General features: G+C 64.0%; 6 protein-coding genes. All 6 read right to left on the bottom strand.

Annotation, left to right across the window (positions count from 1 at the left end; all coding sequences use genetic code 11):
• Positions 1-122: 122 nt before the first annotated feature.
• The 6 genes from QMX78_RS19440 to QMX78_RS19415 all read right to left on the bottom strand — a co-directional run bounded on the left by QMX78_RS19440 (position 123) and on the right by QMX78_RS19415 (position 6,272).
• On the bottom strand, positions 123-767 hold the full coding sequence (locus QMX78_RS19440) for a rhomboid family intramembrane serine protease (RefSeq protein WP_282272667.1): 645 nt from the start codon (positions 765-767) through the stop codon (positions 123-125).
• A 41-nt stretch (positions 768-808) separates the two neighbouring features.
• A complete protein-coding gene (locus tag QMX78_RS19435) occupies positions 809-1,153 on the bottom strand; it encodes an MGMT family protein (RefSeq protein WP_282272666.1) in 345 nt (114 codons plus the stop codon).
• The gene (locus tag QMX78_RS19430) at positions 1,150-2,076 is read right to left on the bottom strand and encodes a DMT family transporter (RefSeq protein ID WP_282272668.1); all 927 of its coding nucleotides are present in this window, start codon (positions 2,074-2,076) and stop codon (positions 1,150-1,152) included. Before QMX78_RS19430 ends, QMX78_RS19435 begins: the two co-directional genes overlap by 4 nt.
• 364 nt (positions 2,077-2,440) lie before the next feature.
• Positions 2,441-3,793: a glutathione-disulfide reductase gene (gene gorA / locus QMX78_RS19425; RefSeq protein ID WP_282272664.1), complete on the bottom strand. Its 1,353-nt coding sequence runs from the start codon at positions 3,791-3,793 to the stop codon at positions 2,441-2,443.
• Positions 3,790-5,040, bottom strand: a complete 1,251-nt coding sequence (locus QMX78_RS19420; RefSeq protein ID WP_282272662.1) for an FAD-dependent oxidoreductase — start codon at positions 5,038-5,040, stop codon at positions 3,790-3,792. The genes gorA and QMX78_RS19420 overlap by 4 nt, the downstream gene beginning before the upstream one ends.
• Before the next feature lie 26 nt (positions 5,041-5,066).
• Positions 5,067-6,272, bottom strand: a complete 1,206-nt coding sequence (locus tag QMX78_RS19415) for a DUF418 domain-containing protein (protein WP_282272660.1) — start codon at positions 6,270-6,272, stop codon at positions 5,067-5,069.
• Positions 6,273-6,378 lie beyond the last annotated feature (106 nt).

Raw genomic sequence — 6,378 nt, 5'->3', positions numbered from 1 at the left:
GCCGAGCCATGCTCGGCTGAGGCTTTACCTGTGATGCCCCTTTGCCGAGCATGGCTCGGCACTACATCTTTGGGCTTTATCGGTGGCGCCTCTGCCGAGCATGGCTCGGCACTACGGTCTTGTTATTTGACCCGGCGCAGATGCGGGCCACGCTTGTTGAACGGCGGCTGCCCGCGCCAGTAGCGGATCAGCAACCAGCCAAACAACATGCCGCCCAAGTGAGCGAAGTGGGCGACCCCCGGCTGCCAGCCGGTGAAGCCCAGCAGCAGCTCAATCGCACCAAACACGATCACGAAAGTACGTGCCTTCATCGGGATCGGCGGGAACAACAGCACCACCCGTTGGTTCGGGAACAACATGCCGTAGGCCAGCAACAGGCCGAACACACCGCCAGAGGCGCCCAGCACCGGGTTGTACTCCCCGGCAAACGCAGCCACCAGCAACTGGCACAGGCCGGCGCCGACCACGCACACCATGTAATAGGTCAGGAAGCGCTTCTCGCCCCAGGTCGCCTCCAACGGCGCACCAAACATGAAAAGCGCCAGCATGTTGAAGAACAGATGGCCGAAGCTGCCATGCAGGAACCCATAGCTCAGCAGCTGCCACGGTTCGAATCCCGGTGAATCGCTGAAGACCTGCTGCGAACCCAGCGGCCACAGCATCAGCTGGGTGAAGATGCCCGCCGTCTGCGGAAGCTGCTGCAGCAGGAACAGGACGACGTTGGCGATCAGCAATGTCTGGGTGATCTTGGGTAGGCGCGGGAACATGGTGGCATCCGGGGAAACTGGCTACATCATAGCCGCAGCGGCTAGCCCGGGCCCCAGATCGCCTCGTCCAGGCTGCGCGGCGGTTTGGGCCGCTTCACCCTGCCGTTCTCCACCGCCACGCCCTCGGCCCGCAGCCGCTGGCTCTGCTCTCGCCAACCGCGCGAGCCCTCCGGCATTGCGATGCGACCGTCCGAGCGCAGCACCCGATGCCAGGGCAGCTCCGGGTCCTCATTGCTGCCCAGCAGTCGTGCTACCAGCCTTGCCCTTCCGGGCAGCCCGGCCTTGGCCGCCACTTCGCCATAGCCCAGCACCTGCCCACGCGGAATGGCACGAATCGCCTCAAGGATGCGTGCATGCCCGGCAGCGGCACTGGCCTCCGGGCTCATCGCTTCTTCTTCGCCACGCCGCTGCCCACCAGCAGCACGCCCAGCAGCACCAGCACCGTCCCGGCGCTTTGCCAAATACCCATCGGTTCGTCGAGCAGCCATACGCTGAGCACAATCGTGGAAACCGGCCCCAGCATACTCACCTGCGCCGCCAGCGAAGAGCCAATCCGCTTGACCCCGATCATGATCGCCAGCACCGGCAGGACGGTACAGACCGTGCCGTTGAGCAGTGACAGCCAGTACACCGGCGGCGCGTACTCCCACAGCGCTGCCCAGGGCTGGAACAGCAGGTATTGGCCGATGCACAGCACGCAGGCCACCATGCTGGCGTAGGCAGTCAGGCGCACCGCGCCAATCCGCGCCACCGCCTGACCACTGCCGAACAGATACACCGCATAACTGAGCGCACTGGCGAACACCAGGGCCGAGCCGATCAAGGTCCGCCGGCCTTCGAGCTGGATGTCATGTCCGAAAGCCAGCAATACGCCGAGGTAGCTGACCAGCAAGGCCGCTACCTGGATGCGGGTGGGCCGTTGCTTGAGCACCACCAATGCAATCAACACCACCAACGTGGGGCTGAGATACAGGATCAGCCGTTCCAGCGTGGCGCTGATGTATTGCAGGCCAAGGAAATCCAGATAGCTCGACAGGTAATAGCCACTGAAGCCAAGCAGCAGCACCCGCCAACGATCACCGACCGACAGCCGCTGCGCGCGCCGTGCCGCCCACATGCCCATGGCGATGAAGAACGGAAACGCGATCATCATCCGCAGCGCAAGCAAGGCGGTGGCATCGGCGCCATGCCGGTAGGCGAGCTTGACGATCACCGCCTTGCCGGAGGCGGCGATCGCACCGGTGGCGGCCAGCAGCAGGCCGCTGATCAACAAGCTACGCGAGCTGGTGGGCAGTGTTGGCGTGGCCATGGTGCCCTCGCGCTGGTTTGGAGCAGTCACGCTGTTACGGCATCCGGGGGGAGATGGCTTTCCATTATGGGCGCTAAGGGATTTGTACGGGCTGGCGGTTAGGACCAAGGCCATTACCGGAGCAGAAGCAAGATCAACTACCCCCCTCCCCAACCCGCCCGGCCCGAAGGCATAGCCTTCGGTCGTTCATCAGGCCGCGCGCCAGTGGCGCGCAAGCAGACCTTCTTCACCCCCTTGCCTGCGGCAAAGGGAGGGAGCAAACGCATTGCCCGCAACTGCAGGACCAGTCTCCTCCCTTGCGCGCAGCGCAGGGGAGGATTGAGGAGGGGTGCCTTTGCGCTGTCGCTGTTGCTGCCCACCAACCTCAACGCATCAGAACAACTTCCTCAGCCGAGGTCGGATGGATGGCCACCGTCTCCTCCATCTGCCTGCGCGTCACACCAGCCTTCACCGCCACCGCAAATCCCTGCAGGATTTCGTCGGCGCCCTCGCCCAGCAGATGGATGCCAACCACCTTCTCGTCCTCGCCAACACAAACCATCTTGAAAAGACTGCGCACTTCACCCTGCCCCAGCGCCTGCAGCATCGGCCGGAAGCGGCTGTAATACGTGCTCACCTTGCCAAAGCGCCTGCTCGCCTCTTCCTCGCTCAGGCCAACGCTGCCCAGCGGCGGATGCGCGAACACAACACTGGGAACATTCTCGTAATCGAGCCTGGCCTCCGGATGCCCGCCCAGCACGCGATCCATCAGCCTGCGCGCGGCTGCAATCGCAACCGGCGTCAAGGTCACCCGGCCGGTAACGTCGCCAACCGCATAGATGCCCGGCACCGAGGTGTTCTGGTAGTCATCAACTTCGATCTGACCCTTCTCGCCCAGCTTCACGCCGGCCTGCTCCAAACCAAGTCCCTTCGTGTTCGGGCCACGGCCGGTTGCAAACAGCACCGTATCGAACACAGCCTGCTCGGGGCCATTGTGCAGCTGCGCGCGGATCTGTTGCTGCTGCCGCTGCAGCGTCTCCACCTTGCAGCCGAAGTGCAGTTCCACGCCCTGCAGGCGCAGATTCTCCGCCAGTTGGTCCGACACTTCCGCATCGAACCTGTCCAGCAGGCGCTGGCCGCGTACCAGCAAGGCAACCTCGCTACCCAAGGCACGTAGTACCCCGGCAAGCTCTACCGCGATATAGCCACCGCCCACCAGGGCAACGCGGCCCGGCCGCGCCCGCAGCGCAAAGAAATCATCCGAGACACCACCCAACTCTGCCCCCGGCAACTCCGGCTTGAGCGGATGCGCGCCGGTAGCGATGACGATGTGCTCTGCGCGGAACTGGGTGCCGTCCTCGCACTGAACCGTGTGCGCATCGATCAGATGTCCACGATTGCTGACCCGCACCACGCCGGTTTCATCCAACCGCTTCTGGTAGCTGGCGTGGATATTGGCGATGTACTGCTGGCGTCGCTCCAACAGGGTCGACCACGTCAACGCCGGTTCGGCAGGCACGTCGAAACCGATCTTCCTTGCCAGCCCAATGCGCTCGGCCAGGTCCGCAGCCAGCCACATCGCCTTCTTCGGCACGCAACCCACATTGACGCAGGTGCCACCCAACGGCGCAGGCTCCAGCATCGCCACCTTGGCGCCGTAGGATGCTGCGCGGAACGCAGCAGCCAAGCCACCCGAACCACCACCCAACACCACCACGTCGTAATTGCGCGCACTCATTGGAAACGCTCCACGCGATACGGCGCAGGATCGATTGCAGGCGCTTGCCCGGTGATCAAATCAGCCATCAGTTGTCCGCTCCCACTGCTCATACTGATGCCGAGCATGCCATGACCCGCCGCTAGCCAGACGTGAGCATGCAAGGGTGAGCGCCCCAATATCGGCATGTCATCCCAGGTCATCGGCCGCCAGCCATACCAGCGCTCATGGATGACCTCGCCGATTGGCTGGCGCAGATACTGCCGCGCGGCCTGCTCCAGTGCCTGCAGACGGGTTGCATTCAAACGCCGGTCCTGCCCGGAAAGCTCCATCGTGCCGCCCAGCCGCATCTGCTCAGCCCAGGCAATGACGAACACCGATCGATCCTTCAGCACTACCGGCCGACTCGGCACCTGCATCGGGCGGCTGCCGGTGATGGAATAGCCCTTGCCTGCCTGGATCGGGGCGCGTAACCCCAACCTAGCGGCCAGCCGTGGTGACCACGCACCGGTCGCAAGCACCAGTTCACCGGTATCACGGGCACCTCGATTGGTCTGCACGCGCACGCCCTGCCTGTGCGGCTCGAATGACTGCACCGCGCAGTACTCTTCAACCAGCACACCGCGCGCACGCAATACCCGTCCCAGCTCGGCGGTATAGCGATCAGGGCGCAGACTGGCGTCACCAGGGAAACGGATCGCACCGATCACACCGTCCTTGAAGGCGGGCTCAGCACGAACGTAATCGCTGCCATCGATGATCTCGGTAGCGATGCCAAGGTCTGTCAATGCACCGCATTCGGCCGCATGCGCGTCGAAATTGCGCTGCTGGCGGAACACATAATCCAAACCCTTCTCGGCGAACTCGCAATCCAGCTGGTAGCGCTGCACCCAATCGGCCAGACGTTGCCGCGAATCGTTCAGCAATGCAGCGCGCCCCTGCGCGCTGTGCAGCCAGTCCTGTCGATTGCAACGTGCGGCAAACTTGAACAGCCAGCGCCACAGCACTGGATCAGGACGCGGCGGGATATACAACGGCGCCTGCGGCGACAACATCCAACGCAGTGCACGCATTGGTACACCCGGCGCCGCCAGTGGCGGTGCATGACTGGGGGTGATGGTGCCGCAGTTGCCGTGCGAGGTCGCGCCGCCAAGTTTGCCAGCGTCAATCACCCGCACCTGCCGTCCCGCTTCGGAAAGCGCCAACGCAGTGGCCAGACCGGTGGCACCGGCGCCAACAACAAGTACATCGTCTTCGGGGCAGTTCACCCGGTTATTTTATTGCCGCCAATGCCTCAGCGCCGCAGTGGTGGCAATTGCAAGTATGTGAACGCCCGCCACAGCCACTCCACCGGGCCGTACTGGAAACGCCGCAGCCATAGCTGGCTGAGCAGTACCTGCATGGCGAACAGACCCACGGCAAACAGCAGCTGTGAAGCACGCCCAACCTGTTCAAACCAGCCCAGCCCATAGCCGTAGAAGACCAGGGTGCAGACCAGCGACTGCCCCAGGTAATTGCTCAAGGCCATGCGCCCGGCGGGCGCCAACCATTGCAGGTGGCGACTCCAGCGCACGCCCCATGCGAGGTAGCCCAGGCACATCATCAAACCGGCGACTGCCGTCAGCGCGTAGGCGCCCGCGCTGCGCATGTTGAATTGCCCCGGGGCGTTGTACGGCAGCACCCAGGTACTCAGCAGCATCACCGCCAGACCGATAGGCAGCAGCAACCAGCGCAAGCCTGCCCACAACCGCGGATAGCGACCCGGCTCGGCAATGGCGCCACTGCGCGCGAACCATGCGCCGATCAGGAACATGCCCAGCACCTGCGGGCCGACAACCAGCAACGCCCCCAGGGAAGCGAAGACGTCACGCAGACGTTGCGCGACCGCCTGCAGGTAACTGCCATGCCCGTACGCCTGGCGCTGCGCTTCGATAGCCTTTGCCGCCGCAGCTGCCTGCGCGCTGGCAGCATCGGCCGGCACAAGCTGCATCAAGGCGCCCAGCATCAACATCAGCACAGCTGCGCCCAGATACGCCATCGTTCCCAGCGCGGGCAACCAGCTGCGCGGCGCCTCACGGAAGGCCAGCAGTACGAAAGACAGCAGCGCGTAGGCGACCAGAATGTCACCGGACCACAGCAGTAGTCCATGCAGCACACCGATGACCAGCAGACCCAGGCTGCGGCGCAGATAGAAACGGGTGAAGTCACGCCCCGCAATGGCAGCCCGCTGTGCCATCACCGCGAAGCCGGCGCCGAACAGCAGCGAGAACAGGGTAAAGAACTTGCCCTGCACGAAGACGTAGACAAAGGCATCGGCCCAGTAGTCCCAGCCCTGCCAGTGCGGATCTATGCCGGTAAAGGACATGTCCATCGGCCCGCTGAAGGCCTCCATGTTCATCAGCAGGATGCCGAACAGGGCAAAGCCGCGCAGCACATCCAAAGTAGCGATGCGCTCACTGGTCGCAACAGGCTGGAAAGCAGAAGTAGACAACGACGACATCCTTCAGCAACAGGTGCGCGATTAGACCACGCCGGAACAATGTAGTGGGGGGGGGGGGGGCCGGGGGGGCGCTGCGGCCGCCGCGACGCCCGGCCGACGGACCCGC

Origin of the sequence: Stenotrophomonas sp. PS02298, from assembly GCF_029959445.1 — a bacterium.
Lineage (GTDB): Bacteria > Pseudomonadota > Gammaproteobacteria > Xanthomonadales > Xanthomonadaceae > Stenotrophomonas.
The sequence above is the reverse complement of the archived record's forward strand: the minus strand, read 5'-3'. Positions and strand labels throughout refer to the sequence as shown.

Bases quoted from the DNA above. Each gene is read 5' to 3' on its own strand.
- gorA (WP_282272664.1), bottom strand. From the start codon at position 3,793: ATGAGTGCGCGCAATTACGACGTGGTGGTGTTGGGTGGTGGTTCGGGT.
- QMX78_RS19415 (WP_282272660.1), bottom strand. From the start codon at position 6,272: ATGTCGTCGTTGTCTACTTCTGCTTTCCAGCCTGTTGCGACCAGTGAG.
- QMX78_RS19435 (WP_282272666.1), bottom strand. From the start codon at position 1,153: ATGAGCCCGGAGGCCAGTGCCGCTGCCGGGCATGCACGCATCCTTGAG.
- QMX78_RS19440 (WP_282272667.1), bottom strand. From the start codon at position 767: ATGTTCCCGCGCCTACCCAAGATCACCCAGACATTGCTGATCGCCAAC.
- QMX78_RS19430 (WP_282272668.1), bottom strand. From the start codon at position 2,076: ATGGCCACGCCAACACTGCCCACCAGCTCGCGTAGCTTGTTGATCAGC.